Origin of the sequence: Paenibacillus sp. FSL E2-0178 (assembly GCF_038593005.1) — a bacterium.
Classification (GTDB): Bacteria; Bacillota; Bacilli; order Paenibacillales; family Paenibacillaceae; genus Paenibacillus_AQ; species Paenibacillus_AQ phytohabitans.
This window is the reverse complement of the sequence record NZ_CP151953.1, coordinates 7,851,008-7,870,099: the sequence shown is the minus strand read 5'-3', so window position 1 is coordinate 7,870,099 and position 19,092 is coordinate 7,851,008. Positions and strand designations below refer to the sequence as shown.

The following is a 19,092-nucleotide window of genomic DNA, read 5'->3' as shown; positions in this document are numbered from 1 at the left end:
TACTCAAAAAAACAAGCCCTCCGCGAAGAAGGACTTGTTCAATGAATTTATATAATCAGCTTAAGATTGCATTCACTCTATATAACTATGTTCTCTATTATACGCCTACTGCTCAGTTCCCCCGCTGTCCGGGAAAAGAACCTCACCCGTCTTCAGCTCGATTTGCACAATATCCTGCAAGGTATTCGACAGCTCGCCCGGCGGATACGGTTTGGTCAGATATTTCTGCACTTTATCCATCATGCTCTTATCTTCCTTATCCAGCGCCGAGGAGATGACAATCGGCACATTCTCCGTGCGGGGATCATTCTTCAGCATACGGATCAGATCCCAGCCGTCCAGCTCTTCGCCGAGCATAAGATCCACAACGATAGCTACAAAAGGCGTCTTCAATGCCTGATCAAATGCTTTTTGCGGATGATAGTGGTGAGTCACTCTGAAGCCTTTGCCCTTAAGCTCCTCAGAGAGCAGCAGGGACAGGCTGTAATCGTCCTCGACGATCATTACATTCGGCTTCTGCTCCTTGTCGGCACTCCATTTATGCGGCTCCTCTTCATGACGGCTGCTCTCCGCATGGAGGACCGGCAGGCTAAACCACACCGTGGTGCCTTCGCCTTCAACCGAATCAATTCCGATCATCCCTTTCTGCTTCTCAATGATCTCCTTGCAGATCGCAAGTCCGAGACCCGTTCCGCCAATCCGCTTGGATGCACTGTTATCCACCCGGCGGAATTTCTGGAACAGCTGTCCGATCTGATTCTTCGGAATCCCCAGTCCATGATCCTGAACCCGGACCATCACCGAATCCCGCTCATTATGCAGCGTTACCTTAATCTCATTGCTGCCTGGAGAGAACTTGATGGCATTGCTCAGCAGGTTGGTCAGCACCTGGATAATCTTGTCCTTATCCACCTCGACCTCGGCGTTCAGCGCCTCATCCTCCAGAAGGATATGGTGGGTACCGCTAAGCTTGTACTGGTCAATTACACTTAGAACGGTCTCGCTGAGATTGACCGGCTCTGCATTGTACAGCTGTGTGCCGGATTCCATGCGCTGCAGGTCGAGGAAGTCATTGATCAGCTCAGTCAGACGTTTGGCTTCCTTATGAATCGTTTCCAGATATTTCAGCTGCTTCTCCGGCTTCATTGTCTTGGATAACAGCAGCTCGGTGAAGCCCAGAACACTGGACAACGGTGTCCGCAGCTCATGGCTGACGGTACTGACCAGCTCCGACTTCATCAGATCCAGCTCGTATTCACGGGTGATATCCCGGTGTACAAACAACGTTCCCACCCGCGCTTCGCGGCGGAACACGGGAATCGCATAGACGTCGACATGCTTCATCGCTTCCTTGCCCAGGGAATACTTCATCGTGCTGGAATCCACGGAGTGCTCGGACATCGCCTTCTGGTAGAACTGCCCCATCTCTTCCGATTCATTCACGCGAAGGGTGAAGTGATCCATCCATTGCTCTTTGGGGATCAGCATCCCCTCTGCCCACACATCATAGTCGAACAATTGGCTGAGCGCCTTGTTGATATGCTGAATGACGCCTTCCGTGTTGACGAACTGGATACCTTCATTGACATTGTTGACAATATCCCGGTTCAGCTTGCGGCCATTCTCGATTTCCTCATACATGAACAAACGCTCGATGGCCAGCGCCACCCTGTTCATCATCCCTTGAATTTCGCTGATTTCCTCTTCGGTGAAGGAATGCCCGATTCGCGTACCGCAGAAGATTGCCAGGATCTCATCCTCGGCATTGACTACAGTTGTATAGAAATCATAGCAGTAAACTTCTTTGGCGGAGATCCCCTGCTCTCTCGGGACTCCGGTCCGTTTCACAATATAGGACTTCTCCGTGCTCATCCGGTATAACATATCTTTGTTGTTTGCATCAATATAGCGCTCCACATTCTCCTGCGGAACCCCTTTGACCACCGATATCTTATCTTTGACCAGCAGAAAAAGACTGCTGTCGAACGAGTACAGCCGGTTCATGAACCTGCTGAATTTCTCGGCAAATTCCTGCTTGTCCAGCGTATAGGTAATTTCATGATTGAGCTGGTTGTTAAGCTCCAGCATGATGGTGGTCTGCTCCGTGCTTTTCAGCGTCTCAGCCAGTTCCTGCTGGACACTCTTCATGGACGTAATGTTGTTGGCAATCAGAATGTACTGGTAAATCTGACCCTCATCATTCAGATACGGCATGACCGTCAGCTGGAGCCAGACGGCAGAGCCATCTTTTGCCACAATCTGTGACTCATCGCTCCATACACCGCCAGTCGACAGCTTGCGTATAATCTGCTCCAGCTGAGTGTCCGAAATATTATGCAGTTCAAACAAACGGAAGGTATATCCGATAATCTCGGCGTTCTTGTAGCCGGTGTAGACGCTAATGTTATCATTGGCATACGTGAATACGCCCTTGTTCGATAGAATGGCTACAGCGGAGGTCTGGTTCAGCGCCTTCATCATACTTTCGATTTCACTGAGTGAACGCTCCAGCTTGAACTGCTGATCCTGCAGCTCATCCTGCTGGGCATGCAGCTCTTCATTCTGCATCATCAGCTCTTCTTCTTTATCCTGGATACTCCGGGCCATATTAAGGAAGGCCTCATAGAGACGGCCGATCTCATCCTGCTTATGCAGCTTGCCGAGCAGAACAGCCTCGCCTGCCGCCAGCGAATTCGTTGCTTCTTCCAGCTTAACAATCGGATCAAGCACCACTCTGAGCATCCGCCAGATCATCAGTGTGAAGAATAAGAGCAGTACAGCGCTGAGCCCGAAGGCGATAAACGTGAAGGTATCCGCCTGCTTGATGGACTGAGAAGCCATGGCGTTCAGCTTGCTGTCCGAGCTAGATTTGAACTCTTTGGTATAGGCCAGAAATTCATTCAGAGCCTGGGTGCTGCCGCCTTGAGAGAGATTGCGGATGCCCGTATAATCATCGTTCTCCACCAGCCGGATCGCTTCAGGAAGGGTCTTGGTTTTGTATTGCTCATAGAATAACTTCAGATCATCCCGGTATTGCGCTTCTTCAGGCGACAGATTCAGAGCCGAATATTGCTCCAGAATTCCGTCAAGGCCCGTGAGTGCAGCATTCAGCAGCTTAAGCTCACCGTCGCTTTTGAGGGCAACATAACCTCTGGCCCGGAAAAAGACATCATTCAGCGTCGCCGCCAGCTCATTGATGGTCTCAGTCTTATGCTGCAATACACCGCGGTCATGCTTCAGCTTGTCCTGCTGGTTATTGATGTAGAAGAACAGGCCGATACCAGATAACATAATCGCCAGGAACAAGATGAAGATAATCCGGAAATACTTGGTTTTGATGCTCACATCAGCAAGTTTATTGTTTATCACTAAGGATGCCCTCCACGATCTGCAGCAGCTCCATCGGGCTGAACGGTTTAGGCATGAAATAACGAGCTCCGGCTTCCCTCGCCCGGTTACGGTCCATTTCCTGTGCTTTGGCTGTCAGCATCATAATAGGGGTCTTGTTCTTCAGCTCCTCATTCAGCTCACCGAGCACTTCAATTCCGGTCATCTCCGGCATCATATAGTCCAGAATCACGAGATCGTAGGGGTCGGAAGTAAGCCGCGTTAGCGCCTCAACCCCATTCTCGGCGGTATGAATCTCAACGTCCTCCAGATCCTCCAGCGTATCCTCAATCAGCATGCGCAGTACATCTTCGTCGTCCACAATCAGTATTTTTTGCATTAACACTCACTCTCACTTTCAGTTCATCCACGGCTGGATACATTGCTATTAGAACAAGAATCTGTGGGCCAGGCGCTCAATCCGGGACAGCAGCTCCGGCAGATGAAACGGCTTAATCACATAATCGTCCGCCCCCATTTGCAGGGCATGGATAATATCGCGCTGATCATTGCGGCCCGTCAGCATAATCACCAGAATGTTAACTTCAGGGTAGCTGCTGCGGATCTTCTCCAGAACCTCAAGCCCGTCGAGGCCGGGCATCACCCCGTCCAGCAGAATAATGTACTTCTCCTCCGGAACATACCAGTCCGATTTCAGAAAAAGCTCGCCGTCGGCATAACTGTTCACTTTCATTCCGGAGATATTCCCCGGCTCCCAGGAGGCGAAATTGCCTGTAATAATTCTGCGGATCAGCGGATCATCATCAACAATTATTACATTGAGTACCGTTTCCCTCTGGCCCGTTAACATTCCCTCGCTGTACAAGGTTGTCTGGTTACGTCCGCTATACTTGCTGGAATACAAAGCCTGGTCTGCCTCATCAATTAGTTTATCGGTATCCTGCTGCCGTTCGCTTATCTCTGTAATGCCGCAGGAGAAGGTAACATGGAAGTTTTCCCGTTTGGCACAGAATTCCCTGGAGGCGAATTTCTCCTGAATCCGTTCAATGACAAGCAGCGCTGAGTCCGCAGAGGTATTTGGCATGAACAGGGCGAATTCCTCTCCCCCGTAGCGGCACAGTGTATCCTCCGTACGAATTGAATCTCTGACCAGCTCCGAAAAAGTCTGCAGGACCTCGTCCCCCACAAGATGACCATACGTATCGTTGACATGCTTAAAGTAATCCAGATCCAGCAGCGCGAGCGAGAACGTCCGGCCCGTCCGTCTGAAGTCCGATGAGAGCATCTTCAGGGTCTGATTGAAATATTTCCGGTTAAAAGCACCCGTCAGCTCATCTACAATGATGGACTCCTGCCATTCTTTTTTCAGTTCAAACCGGTTCTTGATCAGCACCAGGAACAGATCAATATCTACCGGCTTCCGGATGTAATCCATCACACCGAGCGAATAGGCATATTTCTGGACTTCCTTGGAGTGTTCACCGCTGATGATAATGATCGGAATCCGCTCTTTTTTGGCTTTGCCGATAATCTGGTTGAGCACATCAATCCCGCTGCGGTCCGGCAGCAGAATATCCAGCAGAATTAAATCCGGCTTGGTCTCATAAAAAATCTTAAGTCCGCGTTCAGCAGACAGGGCAATGCTTACATAGTAGGACTGCTTCTCCAGTGACTCGCGCAAAAAAGCCACCAGCTCCACATCATCGTCAATGACCAGAATTTCGTACTGCTGGTGGGTGCTGCCATGGGACAACGCAATTCCCGGAATCTGGGGAGGCAGTGCACCTGTACTTTCAGGCTCATCAAACAGCTCCAGCAGCGGATATAAATAATCCCCCCACTCGGCTTCCGTCCAGCTTCTATGGTTATCATCCGAGAAATAGAGCAGAGAGTTGCCGGAGAACGCCTCCACCGCGTCAAGGCCCACTGTACCGGAAGTGCCTTTTAAATTATGCAGAAAGCGATAGATATCCCTTTCCTCAACTGCCGGCTGCTGCGACCACTTCTGCAAGGTTTGTCTGGTGCGCTGTTCAACCAGCTCTTTATATTTTCTCGTTGTCATAATAGCTCCTTCAGTTCGTTCCTTCAGTTCTAAAGGTCATTCAAACCTTCAATTAATCATATTTTTAAGGCGGTGTCAATTTTAATCTTTTTTTGTCGAATTGCAAGCTCAAATCTCTGATCAGCCCTACAAAAAAGCTTTGGTTGATAACCTTCTGTTCATTTGACATAATAATTGAAACCGTTCATTCCGTTAAAGCGGCAGTGGGCGGAGAAAACAGAGGAATCTATAATAGGAGGCTTTCAATTGAAGGGGATTATTACGGTACTGGGAAAAGACAAAGTAGGAATTATTGCCAAAGTATGTACATACCTCGCAGAACACAATCTGAATATTCTGGATATTTCCCAGACGATTGTGCAGGACTATTTCAATATGATGATGATTGTGGACATTTCAGCCCCAAGCAAATCCTTTGAAGAAATCGCACGGGATCTGCAGCATGTCGGTGAAGACATCGGTGTGGAAATCAAGCTTCAGCATGAAGATATCTTCAATATTATGCACCGGATCTAGCCGGGTGGCAAAGAGAGGAACAACCATACTATGATCTCAATTGGAGAAGTGCAGGAAACCAATAAAATGATCCGGGAAATGAACCTGGACGTGCGTACGATTACCATGGGCATCAGTCTGATGGACTGCGCGCATTCGGATATGAAGATCTTTAACCGCAATGTATATGACAAAATTACCCGATCCGCCGAGAAGCTCGTGAAGACGGGTGAGGATCTGGAGCGTCAATTCGGCGTGCCGATCGTGAACAAGCGTATTTCCGTAACTCCGATCTCAATCGCTGCCGGCGCCGTACATACCGATACTTATGTTCCTGTAGCACAGATTCTCGACAAGGCGGCCAAGGAGGTTGGCGTCAACTTTATCGGTGGTTACTCCGCACTGGTTCAGAAAGGCTGCACCAAAGGTGACCGGATTCTGATCGACAGCATCCCGGAAGCGCTGGCGGTGACGGAACGCGTCTGCTCCTCCGTGAATGTCGGCTCCTCGCGCAGCGGCATCAACATGGACGCCGTGAAACTGATGGGCGATATTATCATCCAGACTGCACAGCGCACCAAAGACCGCGATTCCATCGGCTGCGCCAAGCTGGTCGTCTTCTGCAACGCCGTTGAAGATAATCCGTTCATGGCTGGAGCCTTCCACGGTGTCGGCGAACGGGAATGTGTCATTAATGTAGGCGTCAGTGGTCCCGGCGTAATCAAGCGGGCGCTGGAAGAGGTGAAGGGACAGGACTTCGAAACGCTGTGCGAGACCATTAAGCGTACCGCCTTCAAGGTTACCCGTGTCGGACAGCTCGTTGCCCAGGAAGCCTCCAAGCGGCTGAATGTGCCTTTCGGCATCATCGATCTGTCGCTGGCCCCTACACCTGAAATTGGCGACTCCATCGCCGAGATCTTCCAGGTCATGGGTCTTGAAGAAGCAGGCGCTCCCGGCACCACAGCTGCGCTGGCTATTCTTAACGACAATGTCAAAAAAGGCGGGGTCATGGCCTCCTCCTATGTCGGCGGCTTAAGCGGCGCGTTCATCCCGGTCAGCGAAGACCACGGCATGATCCAGGCTGTTCAGCGCGGCGCACTGACGCTGGAGAAGCTCGAAGCAATGACTTGCGTGTGCTCCGTGGGCCTCGACATGATTGCCATTCCGGGCAGCACCAGCAAGGAGACCATCTCAGGTATCATCGCCGATGAAGCGGCGATCGGCATGGTCAATAACAAGACAACCGCGGTCCGCGTCATTCCGGTTATCGGCAAGGAAGTCGGCGAAATGGTTGAGTTCGGCGGCCTGCTGGGTTATGCACCGGTCATGGCGGTCAACCCGTTCAATTGTGCCGGATTTGTTAACCGCGGCGGACGTATCCCTGCTCCGATCCACAGCTTCAAGAACTAGGCCATCCTGATACAGACAGGATGGCCGGTTGAGCACCGCCCTTAAGAACTTAAGAACATAAAGACCCGTTACCTCTCCCGGCAGGGATGGATAGCGGGTCTTTATGTTATGCCCCGGGATTAACTCCGCGGCGTCTCGGGATGAACTGTAATACGGCTCATTTTGGCCGGGTCCATCATTAGGTAGATGTTCTGGATCTGCTCGCCGCTCCGGTCGGGAATCAGACAGATCACTCCTTTGATCTCCCCCTGATGGGTGAAGATCAGGCCTGGCTCGCCATTGACGATTCCATAGTGCTGCTCCCATTCCCGCAGATAATGCATCACCCTGCGTGAGGTCAGCAGCGCCAGCACGCCTTTGCGGCCGGTCATCGGCCGGAGAATTGTATGCACTTCCTGTCCGCCGCCGTCAGCAACCAGCACAGGATGTTCCCCCAGCAGCTTCAGCATGCCGCCGACATCATAAGAGGTGAACGCGGCAGTGAAGCGCCGCAGCAGATTCTCTTTGACAGCTCCGTAACCGGGAGAAGGGGAAGGCGATGTAGCCGCACGCTCCGCCTGCAGTGTGCGCTTGGCCCGGCTGAAGATTTGCCGGCAGTTGCTCTCCGTCTTGCCCACCATCCCGGCAATTTCCTCGTAGTCGTACTGGAATGCTTCACGCAGTACAAATACGGCGCGCTCCGTTGGCGCCAGACGTTCCAGCAGCACCAGAAAAGCATACGATAGGCTATCCTTCCGCTCTGCCTCCGCTTCCGGACCATCATACCCTGTGCTGACCGGCTCCGGCAGCCACTCTCCGATATAGGTCTCTCTCCGGCTCCGCGCAGAATTCAGCATATTCAGGCAGCGGTTGGTTACGCCCTTGGCCACATAGGCTTTGATATTCTGGATACCGCTCCGGTCCCGGCGCTGGAGCTCAGCAAACGTATCCTGAACAGCATCCTCCGCATCCGCAACCACACCTAACATCCGGTAGGCAATGGAGAATGCATAACCTTTATAATTCTGATACAGCTCCTCCATACCTAAACTCTCCGCAGACGGACTCTCAGCCTCTAAGCCTTCTTTATCCCGGACCTCCACGCGCTGCCCCTCCTTCACCCTTACGGCTATCTTAATTCAAGCTCAGTTGAAGCATCCGGGAAACATCCCCGTGGTAATTGCAATCCGGTTCCAGCTATTGATCGTATTGATCGCCATAATCCAGTCTACCAGTTCCTCTTCGCTGAAATGCTCCAGTACCTTGTGATACAGCTCCTGCGGAACACCTGCCTGGCTGATCAGGGTTACATGCTCGGCGAATTCCAGCAGCACCCGTTCTTTATCAGTGAATATCGGCGCTTCACGCCAGACACTCAGCAGCAGAATATGATCGGCATAGTTGCCCAGCTTCATCAGATCCTTGGCATGCATATCCAGACAGAACGCACAGCCGTTAATTTGGGAGACCCGTATTTTGACCAGTTCATACAGTACTTTATCCTTGCTGCGGCTTCCTGCATGCTGCTCCAGTGTCATCATTGCCCGGAAAGCCGGCGCGTTAACCTCACGATAATTCATTCTCAGACTCATGTCCAATCGCCTCCATTAATGTTCTACATTACTGTAGACAAGATGGGGCTGTGGTTTGTGACAGGTATCTAAATGTTATTTTGGATTACACCCGGTCAAGTTCAATCAAAATAGCATTAATGTTGTACGTACTGCAACTTAGACACATAGAAATCTGTGTGTTTGGTAGGATTGTTGCAGAAAATACAGGAATTTTCGCGCTAAGCAGTTTGGAAGAAGAAAATTGCTGCCATTTGTACAACAATTATGGATTATGGCCGAGATTATGAGGGAAATGTTGTATTTTGTGCAGGATTCTAAAAAGGAGTCGTCAGCTTCACGCGTTCAATCTCTTAGCCCTGCGGGACGAGAACAGCCGCCAGCCGGTCAGCAGCGCCGATAACAGACAGATGGAAGACGAGGTCATGAAGACAACATGCATCCCCGAGAGGAAAATATCCGGTCGTCCTTCAATCAGTCCGGTCACCCGGTAGCCTGCCCTGCTGCTCATCACGTTGAACAGGATGGACGTAGCAACAGTGATTCCCACGACCATCCCTACATTGCGGACCAGCGAATTCACACTGCCTGCGGAGCCAAGCTGGGTACGCGGCACGGTCGACATCACCAGTGAATTGTTCGGCGAGCCGAACAAACCGCTGCCGATTCCGAGCATGGCAATCCATACGCCGACCAGCAGAACCGGACTGCCTTCATGCAGCCGGGCCAGCCCGAACTGGGCAATGACCATAACAATCAGCCCGGCAAAGGTCAGCAGCTCTGAACCAATCTTATCGGACAACGCCCCGCTAAGCGGCGCAATAATGACCATGGAGATCGGGAAGAGCATCAGCAGAAAGCCTGCACTAAAGGGCGACATATTCAGCATATTCTGCGCATAGAACGGCGCGATAATGTTGAAGCAGAAGTTGGAGACAAATACCAGAAATGCACAGAAAATACTCAGTGAGAACAGCGGATTCTTAAACAGCGACAGCTGGAGCAGCGGCTGCTTGCGGCGCAGCTCCACCATCACAAAAGCAATAAAGGTTATAGCAGCCGCGATCAGGGAGGCCAGAATCCGGTTATCCCTATACCCAAGCTGCTGGCCAAGCAGCAGTCCGGCGAATAAAGTAACAATAAAGACAGCAAACAGCATGCTGCCGGGAAGATCGATTCTGGACTTCACCCGGACCAGATCCTTCGGCAGCACCTTCCAGCCGAGCACAATCGCAATCAGTCCAATCGGAACATTTACCCAGAAAATATATTCCCAGCCCATAGTGGAAACAATGATCCCCCCGAGACTTGGCCCGGCTATACTGCCCAGTGATACGAAGGTTCCGATCAGTCCCAATGCCTTGCCCCGTTCGGTGGACGGGAAAATATCCGTAACAATCCCCTGGCTGTTCGCCATAGTCATCGAAGCGCCGACCGCCTGAACCACGCGCGCCGCAATCAGCAGCGGCAGACTATGGCTTAGACCGCAGAGCAGGGAGCCGGCGGTGAATATAATCATGCCTAATTTAAAAATCCTGATCTTCCCGGCAATATCGCCCAGCTTCCCGAAGAACAGGATGACAGTGCAGATGGCCATCAAATATCCGGTAGTCACCCATTCTACTTGAGCAACCGGCAGCTGCAGCTCCTTCACCAGCACCGGCAGCGCAATATTCACAATACTTCCGTCCAGCGTAGACATAAATGTAAATAAATTCAGGACGATTAGAATAATCCAGCGTTTCTTCTGAATCACTGCATCCTCCTGGTATGTAGCACCTATACTGCTCATTTGCAAACACCCTCTTGCGTCATATTTCAAAACTAGTTGCATGCGCAACAAAACAGCCAATCCCAGTGTACTGCAAATTAGTTGCGCACGCAACCATATTGTTGTAGTATTTGAGGCAGACGGTATTCCAGGTACCCGGAAGACGTCATTATCCCCTGAAGAGGTGTCCGCCTGTGACTTCAAACAAAGAACCGATCGGCAAGCTGATCTCCCATCTGCACCGCCAGAATCAAAAAATCCTGGCCAAAGAGCTGTTGCCCTATGGTATCGGCAGCGGAGGGCAGCATAGCTTTCTCAAGCTGATTCTGAGCCACCCGGGGATCACACAGGATCAGATGACCAGTGAAATAAAATGTGATAAAGCCACCACCGCCCGCTCCGTGAAACATCTGGAGGCCTCGGGATATATCGAACGCCGGACCGATCCCAGGGACCGCCGCTCCTCCCTGCTGTACCCGACGGCCAAAGCGCTTGAATTCGCCCCGGTATTCCAGTCACTATTAAATGATTTCAACCGCAAGCTTTCTGCAGGCCTGACCAGTGAAGAAATTGACACTCTCATTACTTTGCTCCATAAGGTCACGCGGAATTCAGAGCTGCTGAACGGGCAGAATTGACAGCAGCTTCTCCAGCGGCTGTGCAAGTTATCCAGCTCAGATTAAATAGGATGTTAAAATCCGTAAAACACAGCAGAGCAGCGGTTCTCCCGTCTTCCAGGGAGCCGCTGCTCTGCTGTTCGCTTATATTATAGTCTGCTTATAATCCCTACAGCAGATATATACCGTTCAGAATATAATCCCAGCTCTCCGCATCCCCCGCACGGTTCGGAATTCCCAGAGACGCAATACCGGGCAGCGGCCAGTCACGGTCGAGCACGGACTCCAGTCCATCGACACCGTTTACAATCAGAATATGGAAATCCCCGCCGGTTAAGGTGCGCAGCACAGTCTGAAGCTCACAGGCTTCCTCATACGTACTCCCCCAGCGGATAAACAGCGCCTTCCGGCTCATCAGCAGGGTGTCCAGCAGGCGCTGGGAACGCATGTTAATTTTTTGCTTGAAATCCGGGTAGACGTGGCTCCACTCCAGCCCCTCCAGTACCGGAAAGTCATGCACTGAAATTACATTATAATGAAAGTCCTTCACAAAATAGGATTTGACCGGCTGGACGACTTCATTGTCCACAAACACATCATTGCCATCGATCACACCCATATTCGGGAGCTCCATATACCCCGAGAAACGCTGGCCCAGCAGCCGGTTCACATCCGTAAGCGATAACGACACCACCCAGTCCAGCGGCGATGAAAATACCCGGAGGCCTCTGCGGCGCAAATGGGCTGCAGGCTCGCATGAGCTTCCCAGACTGACAATGCAATCATATCCTCCCCTGATTTCCTCAAATTTCATCCGCGCTCACCTCTCACCCTTATTTCTATATTAAATGCCGCCGGTAATTGAAATGTTTGGATCATAGATGAGGAATGTTTTGCAGAGTCTGGTGAAACAGGTTAGAATGTAACCCAATATGAAAACCATGTAATTTCAGAAAGGATGCCAAGATCATGTCGATTGCCAATGTTAAAGAACATTTTCGTAAATTCTCCCGCGAGCAGGATGTACAGGAGTTTGCTGCCTCCAGCGCTACTGTAGAGATGGCAGCCGCTGTGATTGGCGTCATTCCGGCAAGAATTGCCAAAACCCTCTCCTTCCGCGGTGCACAGGAAGATGCCATACTCATCGTTGCGGCTGGAGATGCCAAAATTGACAACAAGAAATTCCGCGAGACCTTCGGGTTCAAGGCACGGATGCTAAGTCCGGATGAAGTCCTGGAACAGACCGGACATGAGATCGGCGGGGTTTGTCCCTTCGGGCTGGCCCGTCCGCTGGATGTATATCTGGATGAGTCCATGAAGCGGTTCAGCACGCTTTTCCCGGCCTGCGGGAGCACCAATTCCGCCATTGAACTAACCTGCGCTGAACTTGCCGAGTACTCCGGAAGCCGGGCCTGGGTCGATGTCTGCAAAGGCTGGAAGGAAGAACCTACAACATCTCAGATCGGAGACAACACCTGATTATGAAACACGCTGCAACTAAATCTGTACCTTCACCCGGCAAGGATCGTTTCCCGTTATCCCTGCTGGTCCTTACACTTGGCGCCTTCGCCATCGGCATGACCGAATTCATCATTATGGGGCTGCTGCCCAATGTCGCCAGTGATCTCGGCGTAACCATCTCCCAGGCCGGCCAGCTGATTACAAGCTATGCGCTGGGCGTAGCCATCGGAGCTCCTGTGCTGACTGTCTTCACCCACCGGCTGCCGCAGAAAAAGCTGCTCGTCATCCTCATGGGTATTTTCATCTTCGGCAACGCCGTATCCGTTATAGCGCCTACCTATCCGCTGCTGATTATTGCCCGGGTATTGACCGCCTTCGCCCACGGAACCTTCCTCGGGGTCGGGACGATTATCGCTTCCCGGCTGGTCCGGCCGGAGAAACGGGCAGGCGCCGTGTCTATTGTACTGGCCGGGCTTACGGTCGCCAATATCATTGGTGTACCGTTCGGAACCTTCATCGGACAGCAGCTTGGCTGGAGGGCTTCCTTCGGCGCCATCACCGTGCTGGGCATTATCTCCCTCTTTGGGATTATCCGCTTCATTCCTGTTATTGTTCAGGAGCAGACAGCCAATCTTGCCGAGCAGGTGCGCGGGCTGATGAATCCCAAGGTACTGCTGATTCTGCTTACGGGAGCGCTGGGCTGCGGAAGCCTGTTCGCTTTGTTCACCTATATCACGCCAATTCTTGAAGACATCACCGGCTTCGCCGAGCATAGTGTCACCTGGATTCTGGTATTGTTCGGAGTTGGCGTTACCCTTGGCAATATCGCCGGCGGCAAGCTGGCCGACTGGAAGCTGATGCCTTCCCTGATCGTCAACTTCGCCGTGCTGGCAGGCATTATCGCATTATTCCCGCTGACGCTGCATCATCCGGTCCTTGCCGTTGCCAACGTCTTTCTCTGGGGGATCGCCGCATTCGGAATTATGCCCGGCATTCAGCTGCGGATCATGAATCTGGCACACAAAGCACCGCTGCTGGCCACCACCTCCAGCCACTCGGCGCTGAATCTGGGCAATGCCGCCGGAGCTTATCTCGGCGGGGTGACCATTAACACACTTGGAATCGCCTCGATTCCGTGGCTGTCCTCGGGCCTTGCCGTTCTGGCCCTGTGCGGAGCATGGCTCAGCTATCGCTCCACCCGCAACGATAAGGCGGAGCATAGACTTGCAGCGAAATCGGCAAATCTGCCTGAGGAAGCCGCGGCTTATACATGATATAGCCAGTCTAGACATCGATAAGGCCGAAACCCGGTAAAGGGCTTCGGCCTTATTTTTGCTGGCTGCATCTTTTGCGGATATGCTGATCCCTGTTCACCGTTTCCTCTTTACGATTCTTGTTCACTGGCTGCTGCTGTTATCCTGCTTACTCTCTGCCTCCCGGATGTTCACAATTTGCGTGACCTCCCGCGTGATTTGTCCGCCGCCCATGCTCATCCATTTCACGGTGAATTCATCAAAAGAACTCAGCGGCGCATCGCCGACGATAATGTTAAGGAAAGTCTCACTCTCCAGCTTCTGCAGCGCCGGCCACTTCGCCGCCATATGCAGCGTACTTCCGTAATACACGCTGCGCACTCCCTCAACGGCTGTTGTGGACAACACGGCTACCCCGTATTTGTAAGCGTTGGCCGCCTTCCAGCCCTCCAGATTCTTCTTCGGCTGCTCTTCCTCCGCCAGCCAGCGGTCATAGATCAGCCGGGTATCGGGGTCGAGTGCATCCGGGTCGATCTTGCCGTGCAGCGCCTGCTGAATATCCGCATAATGCTTCTCGATGGCATCGCTATAATCAATCAGCAGATCGAACGGGTAATAGGCCCGCGGCTGAATACCGGTCTGCGCTGCGAAATCATCCAGCTTCCCGACCTCCTCCACGTTCGGATCACGTCTTCTTTCCAGCCGGGTGAACACATTCAGCAGCTTCACTACAGCCTCGGGATGCTCGTATCCTTTGCGGACAACCAGATACCGGTCCGTGACCGGGGCTATATGGGCTACGAATATGCCGGACTCATCCAGCGGTGCGGCGTAGGCCCGCCATTCGGCTTTGGTATCCTGGGCAACCGCTTCCGACAACGGATAGAAGGGCATCCACCAGGGCCCGAAGAAAATTCCGGCTTTGCCGGCAATAATCGGCTCCTGGGTTTCTTTGTACAGCGCAAACTCAGGATCAATTAATCCCTGTTTGTACCATGCGGCGAGCTGGCCCAGCGCTTTGCGTGTCTCCGGGGTAACCGAACCATAGACTACGTTACCGCTGCTGTCCTTAATCCAGTTGGTCGGGAAGGAATGAAAGGCGCTGAACACTGCGTCCAGACCGTTCACATACGGTTTGGTCCCGTACACAATATTCTTGTAGGCGCTAATGCCCACGGTATCACGCTTGCCGTTGCCGTCCGGGTCCTTGTCGATAAAAGCTCTGGCGATCGCCTCAATATCCCCAAGCGTTCGCGGAGCCGGCAGCTCCAGCCGGTCCAGCCAGTCCTGGCGGACCCACAGCAGGGAGGTCGAATCTGCATGAATGGCTACATTCGGCAGTCCGTACAATCTTCCGCCCCGCTGCGCATCGGCTAGAGCTTCGCCATGCGTAGAATCGTACATATCCTTGATCAGTCCGGAGCCGTACTGCTCATACGTATCGGTCAGATCCTCAATCATGTCGTTTGATATCAGCTTGCTGAGCTGATCCCGGTCCACCACCATCGCATCCGGCAGATCATTGCTGTCTATGGCCAGCTGCGCCTTTTGTGTAAACGGCTCTTCGCCTTTCGCTTCCCAGGAATGAATGACTCTGATATTCGTCAGGCTCTCCAGATAGCGGGAGATCGGATTATTATCATTGCTGTCGCCTGTAGTCAGCCGGGAATCCGGCACCTTGAAGCCGATCCGCATCACGACCGGCTCCTCATACCGGCCGTAAGCAGCGGCATCGGCGGCATTTGCGACCGGCGCTACCCGTTCCGCAGGCTCCCCCGCACCGCTGCTGCGGCAGGCGGACAGACTGAGCAGCAGCAATAGAGGCAGGGAATATCTCATGACCCGGTTCACCGCTCCCCCCTCCCTTCTGCACGGTATTCACTGGGCAGCTTGCCTACATGCTCACGGAACAGCCTGCTGAAATAGCGGTCATCCTCAAAGCCGGACCGGCAGGCAATTTCGCAGACCGGCGCATGGGTATCGCGCAGCAGGGATTTGGCCAGCTCCAGCCGCATGCTCCGCAGGCTGTCCCCGAAGGTCTCCCCGGCAAAGCGGGCAAAGCACTGGCTGAAATAGCCGCGGCTCATATTAATGGCGGCGGCTACATCGCCCTGATTGATTTTATCCCCGGCATGGCTCTTCATATAGTTCACAGCGCTGATCAGGCAGAACATCACTTCTTTGCTCATGCCCAGCTCAATCATCCGCTGCTGAACCTGACCGGAGAACTGGCGCAGCCAGCTTTTCCACTGGCACCAGCTCCGGTTGCGGTGTGCCGATAGTGCAAGCTCTGCCGCCTCCTCCGGCTTCATCAGCAGCCCGCTCCAGCTCTGCAGCAGCTCCCTTCCAAACTCAGCAACCGCCTCCTGGCGTGGCTGCCGGGACAGAATGGCTGCGTTGAAGTCTTCCCAGGCTCCCCGCTCAAGCGTCCACCGGAGATTCAGTGCACGCACCAGCGGCTCCGGTTCCTCTTCAGCGGCAGCGGGACGATGCCTTCCGGCAACCGTTTTGAGTTCGCCGTAGTTCAGCTTCGGCAGCTCAGATTCACCGGTATAATAGAACAGCGCCTGCGGAACCGTCCGTTCCAGAACCTCCTCCAGCTCCTTCAGCGGCTGATCACGCACGCCTTCCACAAGTACACCTGCCCAGCCTGCTCCAAGCACAGCCTCCAGCTCACGGCGGATTTCTTCCACGGCCACACGGCAGGGAAGCGGGGTCATCCACAGGTTCTGGAATGAGATCAGCGGATGGTTCTTGACCAGTGACAGTTCAAACAGCTCCGCTTCCTTCCCCTCAGGCTCCAGGGGCAGATAGAGCAGAGCCTTGTCTGCAGACATAACCTTCAGTTCGCCGGATACCAGGGCGCCCCGGTTGCCGTCCTCCCACCTGATCCGCTCCACCAGCCTGCGGATGGTTTCGTCGGCATTCTCCACCTCCAGCAACGTTTTCACAATATAATCGACTGCTCCCAGCCGCAGTGCCTCCTGCACATAATCGAATTCATGGTGGCAGGTAAGCACCACACAGCGGACAGCCGGAAACCGCAGCCTGACCTGGCGGATCAGCTCGAACCCGGTCATGCCCGGCATTGTAAGATCCACGAACAGCAGATCCGTCTCCTGCTGGCGGAGCAGCTCCAGAGCAGCATTGCCGTCCCCGGCTTCACCGGTAATCACCACCCCGAAGGACGGCCAGTCAATCAGCGAGATGAAGCCTTTGCGCACCAGCCGCTCGTCATCCACGACCACAGCTTTAATCATTGAAGTCCTCCTTGCTCATAATGGGTATGATGATGGATACCGTTGTCCCGCCGCTCTCCCCGCTGAGAATATCCAGACTCATCTGCTCCCCGTAATACACGCGCAGCATCCGCATCACATAAGCGAAGCCGATGCCAAGCCCCCGTCTCCGTACGGTCTCCTCTGCAAGCAGCTCCTCAATCTTCGCCTGATCCATTCCCGCACCGTTGTCCTTTACGATGAGCTGCACTTCATTCGTACCGTGCGCGGTAATGATTACATCGACCTTGCCGTTGTCACTCAGTCCGTGATAGATGGAGTTCTCGACCAGCGGCTGCAGCAGGAACCGGGGAACCGCAGCGGACAGCACCTCCGGATCGGCCTCTACATTGAACTCGAATTCATAATCGTAACGGATGCGCTGCAGCTCCATGTAATTACGGATCGCTTCAATCTCCTCCCCGATGGTGACGATGATGCTCTGCTTGCCGAGGTTATAATGCAGCACCTTCACCAGCAGGGTAACCAGCTTGTCAATCTCCTTCTGTCCGTTCAGCCGGGCTAGCCACTGCACCGTATTGAGCGTATTATGCAGGAAATGCGGATTGATCTGGCTGAGCAGCTTCTCAATCTCGAACTGGCTTTTCTGCTTCTCATTGCGGGCCACAGCCAGAATCAGCTCATTCACCTGATCCTTCATCTGCTGGAAATTACTCAGGACAGAATCGAATTCCTCCACATTCGTGAATGCTACCGGCGTGGTGACATTCTCCGCCATGCGGATAATTTCGAGATTGACCTTGCGCAGCGGACCATAGACCCTTCTCCAGATCAGCCAGGCCAGAAATCCTGCGAACAGGAGGGTGAGCAGCGCCAGCAGAATCATTTTATAGATCCAGGTGTAAATCTCGCTGTTGAACACCGACCGTTTGACCACGGCTACAAGCTTCCAGCCCTGCGGGCTCTCATAGCGGAACAAATGATAGCCATTCAGCACCTCATGCGCAGATCCGCCGCTCCGGCCGGCCTGTTGCACGATCCTTTCCGGCACTTCACCGTCAATGACATGAGTAAGGGTGCCGCTCTGATTCACCAGGAGATGATTAACCTTCATTCCGTAGGCTTCCTGATTAAAAATTTTGCGCAGCAGACTGTAATTCGTCTCCAGATAGATATACAGCTCATGCTGCCCGCTCACCCGTACGATCCGCCGCTCCGAGAAGACGACATTATCACCGACAGCATACATCGTGCCATGCGGACCATAATAATCAGCCCCGTTATAGCGCATGAACGAAGGCAGGCTGCTGAGATCGAAGCCCCTTCGCGTACTCATGTTGGTGAACAGCACCGGATCATCACTGTCAGGCATGATATAGGCGGTCAGCCCGATATAGGGATTGGTGAAGTTGACCAGGTTGATCTTCTGATTGATCGAATTCATCATTTGCGACTTGCGGTAGATCTGCTTCTCCTGCAGAAAAGAAGACATCTCCTCCACAATCTGTCCGTCCAGCGCAAACTGCTTGGAGGCGAAATCCAGATTGTCGATGGCATTCTCCAGGCTCAGCGCTTCCTGGCGCAGACTGGCACTGATGCCGCTGCCGATTTTGCCGGACAGAATGGAATAGATGGAAGTGTAGGATATGAAGCCGACAATCAGCAGCGGCAGCAGCGTACCGATCAGCAAATAAATCACCAAAGTAGTCCGCAGGGACTTCCCCTTCGGCGGATGGCCTGCTTGCTTCTTTCCAGGCATGGGCCGGACCTCATCTCTTAATGAAAGCGTTTCAATATATAGAATCAGAATACCAGATTTTTCTTGTTCTGAAAATAAGAAGGCAGAACAGCCCGGTCGCTGCCCTGCCTATTCCCTATCCGCTGCT

15 protein-coding genes are annotated in these 19,092 nt (G+C 52.9%); 5 read left to right on the top strand and 10 right to left on the bottom strand.

Features of this window, described 5'->3' with window-relative positions; genetic code table 11:
• Positions 1 to 105 precede the first annotated feature (105 nt).
• The 3 genes from MHI42_RS33895 to MHI42_RS33885 are packed head-to-tail and all read right to left on the bottom strand — an operon-like array spanning position 106 to position 5,410.
• Positions 106 to 3,369, bottom strand: coding sequence for an ATP-binding protein (locus MHI42_RS33895; protein ID WP_342422023.1), 3,264 nt, complete (start codon positions 3,367 to 3,369; stop codon positions 106 to 108).
• Positions 3,356 to 3,727, bottom strand: a complete 372-nt coding sequence (locus MHI42_RS33890) for a response regulator (protein WP_171716592.1) — start codon at positions 3,725 to 3,727, stop codon at positions 3,356 to 3,358. The genes MHI42_RS33895 and MHI42_RS33890 overlap by 14 nt, the downstream gene beginning before the upstream one ends.
• Before the next feature lie 48 nt (positions 3,728 to 3,775).
• Positions 3,776 to 5,410, bottom strand: coding sequence for a diguanylate cyclase (locus tag MHI42_RS33885; protein ID WP_342422022.1), 1,635 nt, complete (start codon positions 5,408 to 5,410; stop codon positions 3,776 to 3,778).
• 246 nt (positions 5,411 to 5,656) lie between these two features.
• Between MHI42_RS33885 and MHI42_RS33880 the strand changes: the two genes are divergently transcribed.
• Together MHI42_RS33880 and MHI42_RS33875 are read left to right on the top strand one after the other, a co-directional pair.
• Positions 5,657 to 5,926 carry an ACT domain-containing protein gene (locus MHI42_RS33880; RefSeq protein ID WP_039293974.1) on the top strand — a complete coding sequence of 90 codons (270 nt, stop codon included), beginning with the start codon at positions 5,657 to 5,659 and terminating at the stop codon, positions 5,924 to 5,926.
• Positions 5,927 to 5,959: 33 nt separating this feature from the next.
• Positions 5,960 to 7,315: a PFL family protein gene (locus MHI42_RS33875; RefSeq protein WP_268794603.1), complete on the top strand. Its 1,356-nt coding sequence runs from the start codon at positions 5,960 to 5,962 to the stop codon at positions 7,313 to 7,315.
• A 119-nt stretch (positions 7,316 to 7,434) separates the two neighbouring features.
• On the opposite strand, the gene MHI42_RS33870 is transcribed toward MHI42_RS33875, so the two are convergent.
• The 3 genes from MHI42_RS33870 to MHI42_RS33860 form a co-directional block, all read right to left on the bottom strand.
• A complete protein-coding gene (locus MHI42_RS33870; protein ID WP_342424852.1) occupies positions 7,435 to 8,337 on the bottom strand; it encodes a sigma-70 family RNA polymerase sigma factor in 903 nt (300 codons plus the stop codon).
• 102 nt (positions 8,338 to 8,439) lie between these two features.
• The gene (locus MHI42_RS33865) at positions 8,440 to 8,886 is read right to left on the bottom strand and encodes a carboxymuconolactone decarboxylase family protein (protein WP_342422021.1); all 447 of its coding nucleotides are present in this window, start codon (positions 8,884 to 8,886) and stop codon (positions 8,440 to 8,442) included.
• Positions 8,887 to 9,202: 316 nt separating this feature from the next.
• Complete coding sequence (locus tag MHI42_RS33860; protein WP_342422020.1) at positions 9,203 to 10,657, bottom strand: MFS transporter; 1,455 nt, start codon at positions 10,655 to 10,657, stop codon at positions 9,203 to 9,205.
• Between the two features lie 173 nt (positions 10,658 to 10,830).
• Here MHI42_RS33860 and MHI42_RS33855 point away from each other — a divergent pair, with 173 nt between their 5' ends.
• Entirely contained in the window at positions 10,831 to 11,274 is a 444-nt protein-coding gene (locus MHI42_RS33855; protein ID WP_342422019.1) for a MarR family transcriptional regulator, read from the top strand.
• Between the two features lie 148 nt (positions 11,275 to 11,422).
• Here the strand turns inward: MHI42_RS33855 and MHI42_RS33850 are convergent, their stop codons facing one another.
• Positions 11,423 to 12,067, bottom strand: a complete 645-nt coding sequence (locus MHI42_RS33850; RefSeq protein ID WP_342422018.1) for a DUF1796 family putative cysteine peptidase — start codon at positions 12,065 to 12,067, stop codon at positions 11,423 to 11,425.
• Between the two features lie 155 nt (positions 12,068 to 12,222).
• Between MHI42_RS33850 and MHI42_RS33845 the strand changes: the two genes are divergently transcribed.
• Both MHI42_RS33845 and MHI42_RS33840 read left to right on the top strand, forming a co-directional pair.
• The gene (locus MHI42_RS33845; protein WP_342422017.1) at positions 12,223 to 12,732 is read left to right on the top strand and encodes a YbaK/EbsC family protein; all 510 of its coding nucleotides are present in this window, start codon (positions 12,223 to 12,225) and stop codon (positions 12,730 to 12,732) included.
• Positions 12,733 to 12,734: 2 nt separating this feature from the next.
• Complete coding sequence (locus MHI42_RS33840; protein ID WP_342422016.1) at positions 12,735 to 13,988, top strand: MFS transporter; 1,254 nt, start codon at positions 12,735 to 12,737, stop codon at positions 13,986 to 13,988.
• Between the two features lie 123 nt (positions 13,989 to 14,111).
• Here the strand turns inward: MHI42_RS33840 and MHI42_RS33835 are convergent, their stop codons facing one another.
• Genes MHI42_RS33835 through MHI42_RS33825 form a run of 3 tightly spaced genes read right to left on the bottom strand, consistent with a single transcriptional unit; the run spans position 14,112 to position 18,965 of the window.
• On the bottom strand, positions 14,112 to 15,818 hold the full coding sequence (locus tag MHI42_RS33835) for an extracellular solute-binding protein (protein ID WP_342422015.1): 1,707 nt from the start codon (positions 15,816 to 15,818) through the stop codon (positions 14,112 to 14,114).
• A complete protein-coding gene (locus MHI42_RS33830) occupies positions 15,815 to 17,227 on the bottom strand; it encodes a response regulator (RefSeq protein WP_342422014.1) in 1,413 nt (470 codons plus the stop codon). Before MHI42_RS33830 ends, MHI42_RS33835 begins: the two co-directional genes overlap by 4 nt.
• Complete coding sequence (locus MHI42_RS33825; RefSeq protein WP_342422013.1) at positions 17,220 to 18,965, bottom strand: histidine kinase; 1,746 nt, start codon at positions 18,963 to 18,965, stop codon at positions 17,220 to 17,222. The genes MHI42_RS33830 and MHI42_RS33825 overlap by 8 nt, the downstream gene beginning before the upstream one ends.
• Between the last annotated feature and the right edge of the window lie 127 nt (positions 18,966 to 19,092).

Bases quoted from the DNA above. Each gene is read 5' to 3' on its own strand.
- MHI42_RS33840 (WP_342422016.1), top strand. From the start codon at position 12,735: ATGAAACACGCTGCAACTAAATCTGTACCTTCACCCGGCAAGGATCGT.
- MHI42_RS33870 (WP_342424852.1), bottom strand. From the start codon at position 8,337: ATGGAGGAGCTGTATCAGAATTATAAAGGTTATGCATTCTCCATTGCC.
- MHI42_RS33890 (WP_171716592.1), bottom strand. From the start codon at position 3,727: ATGCAAAAAATACTGATTGTGGACGACGAAGATGTACTGCGCATGCTG.
- MHI42_RS33860 (WP_342422020.1), bottom strand. From the start codon at position 10,657: ATGAGCAGTATAGGTGCTACATACCAGGAGGATGCAGTGATTCAGAAG.
- MHI42_RS33825 (WP_342422013.1), bottom strand. From the start codon at position 18,965: ATGCCTGGAAAGAAGCAAGCAGGCCATCCGCCGAAGGGGAAGTCCCTG.
- MHI42_RS33885 (WP_342422022.1), bottom strand. From the start codon at position 5,410: ATGACAACGAGAAAATATAAAGAGCTGGTTGAACAGCGCACCAGACAA.
- MHI42_RS33830 (WP_342422014.1), bottom strand. From the start codon at position 17,227: ATGATTAAAGCTGTGGTCGTGGATGACGAGCGGCTGGTGCGCAAAGGC.
- MHI42_RS33845 (WP_342422017.1), top strand. From the start codon at position 12,223: ATGTCGATTGCCAATGTTAAAGAACATTTTCGTAAATTCTCCCGCGAG.
- MHI42_RS33865 (WP_342422021.1), bottom strand. From the start codon at position 8,886: ATGAGTCTGAGAATGAATTATCGTGAGGTTAACGCGCCGGCTTTCCGG.
- MHI42_RS33850 (WP_342422018.1), bottom strand. From the start codon at position 12,067: ATGAAATTTGAGGAAATCAGGGGAGGATATGATTGCATTGTCAGTCTG.